2 protein-coding genes are annotated in these 2,151 nt (G+C 61.3%); both read right to left on the bottom strand.

The genetic code is table 11. From position 1 onward, the window contains the following. Nucleotides 1-20 precede the first annotated feature (20 nt). The gene (locus EN925_RS32970) at nt 21-815 is read right to left on the bottom strand and encodes an ABC transporter permease subunit (RefSeq protein ID WP_224621361.1); all 795 of its coding nucleotides are present in this window, start codon (nt 813-815) and stop codon (nt 21-23) included. Between the two features lie 187 nt (nt 816-1,002). Beyond that, nucleotides 1,003-2,109, bottom strand: a complete 1,107-nt coding sequence (locus tag EN925_RS32965; protein WP_013529685.1) for an ABC transporter substrate-binding protein — start codon at nt 2,107-2,109, stop codon at nt 1,003-1,005. Nucleotides 2,110-2,151: the final 42 nt, after the last annotated feature.

Below are 2,151 nucleotides of genomic sequence, written 5' to 3'. Positions count from 1 at the left end.
GGCCCAGAACTTACCCGACTTCATTTGAGCCACCTTTCGGACCGAGTCCGAAACCAGATGTAGAAGACATTCGCAAGCCCGGTGATGACGATCATGCCAAAGGCTATGGCATAAGCGAGTTGCGGGTTGTGCAGCACGTCGCCATTCATCTGCGAGTAGAGCTTGATCGGAACGATATTAAGCGTCGGACCGGCAAACGCATAAGCGGTGGCGATGGCGCCGAAGGCGTTCGCAAACAACAGGATGACCGTACCGAGAAAACTCGGCCATATCACAGGGATGACAACCATGCGCCAGTACTGCGCCTGCGTGGCACCGAGCGTGGCCGCAGCCTCGCCCCACTCCTTCTTCAAGCCGTCGATGGCTGGTACGATGATGACCACCATCAGGGGAATCTGAAAGAACAGATAGACCGCGATCAGGCCCGTTGTGGTGAGAAAATTGAAGCCCATCGCGTAAATGTTGATGTTGAGCACGTCACGCAGAAGCGTCGTGACGATACCGACGCGGCCGAGCGTAGCCAGGAACGCGAAGGCGAGCGGCAAGCCGGCAAAATTCGAGGCGACGCCCGAAAACGTCAGGGTCGCGGAGCGCGTCCAGCTTGGCAGTCCGCCGCGCACGATCGCGATCGCGATGGCGAGCCCGGCAAACGCCCCGATGATGGCCGACCAGAAACTGATCTTGATCGAAGACCAGTAAGAATTGCTGATCGACGGATCGCTGACCAGCTGCAGAATATTGTCGAGCGTGAACCCGCCTTCACCGTTCCGGAAGGCTCCCACGACGAGATAGAGCGTGGGCAGGATCAAGAACATTAGGGCAAAGATGAAGAACGGCGCCACGCCTATCCATTGCGTCGGCAAGCGGAAGGCGGTCGCCTCCTTCGGCGGCACCGGCTTGGTGGCGAATGCCTGATTTGAAAGCGAGAGATCGGTCATGCGCCGGCTACCGTCTTCGAGGAAGGACCGGGCGGCCTCGCGGCCGCCCGGTGGATTTCAAGTCTTACTTGACGTTGGCGCCGACAGTGGCGTCCCAGTTCTTGCTGATAGCTTCCTTGGCCTTAGCCTGCTCGTCGAGCGACGGGAACGCGGCCGAGGCATAGGATTCCGCCGGCGGCAGCTTGGCCAGCACGTCCGCCGGGATCTTGCCGTTCTTGGCGAGATCGTTGAAGCGGATCGGGTGGCAATAGCCCTTCAGCCAGCCGATCTGGCCTTCGTCGGAGTAGAGGTATTCCATCCACAGCTTGGCTGCATTCGGATGCGGCGCGTAGGCGCTGATCGCCTGCACGTAGACGCCGGCGACGACGCCGGTCTTCGGCACGATGACGTCGACGGGCGGGTTGCCCTTCAGCGTGTCGCGGCCGGCGAGCGCGTTGTAGTCCCAGTTGATCAGGATCGGAGTCTGACCCTGGGCAAGCGTTGCCGGCTTGCCCACGACCGGAACGAAATTGCCGGCCGCGTTGAGCTTCTTGAAGAAGTCTAGGCCAGCAGTGCCGGCAGCTTCACCGGCTGCGGCGCCACCGGAAAGGCCGGCGGCGTAGACAGCCTGGATGGCTTGGTTTGAAACGCGCGGATCGCCGGCAAGAGCGACCGCGTTGGCGAATTCCGGCTTCAAGAGGTCGGCCCAGTCGGTGGGCGATTCCTTGATCAGGTCCTTGTTCACCATGAACGACAGAACGCCGTAATAGTCGCCGTACCAGAAGCCGTCGGCATCCTTGGCGCTGTCGGGGATCGAGTCCCAGGTCGACACCTTGTAAGGCTGGATCAGGCCATCGGCCTTGGCGGTCGGGCCGAAGGACAGGCCGACGTCGATGACGTCGGGCGCCTGCGGGCCCTTGTTGTCCTTGTTGGCCTTGATCGCCTCGACCTCGTCGCCGGAGCCGGCGTCGGGGTTGAGTTCGTTGACGGTGATTTCCGGATACTTCGCCTTGAAACCTGCGATGACATCGCCATAGCCGCACCAGTCATGCGGCAGCGCGATGGTGGTGAGCTGGCCTTCCGCCTTGGCGGCCTTGACGAGATCGTCCAGCGAATCCGCGGACGAAATCACCGTCGACGCGAAAAGCGCCGCGGCCGAAAGGGAAAGCACTTTCCCCGTGAACTTGAACATGTGTTCTCTCCGTTGAACTGACGCCGTTGGACGCCTGCGATG

It is taken from the genome of Mesorhizobium sp. M7A.F.Ca.US.006.04.2.1, from assembly GCF_004022915.1.
Classification (GTDB): domain Bacteria; phylum Pseudomonadota; class Alphaproteobacteria; order Rhizobiales; family Rhizobiaceae; genus Mesorhizobium; species Mesorhizobium ciceri.
This window is presented reverse-complemented; position numbering and strand designations above follow the sequence as displayed.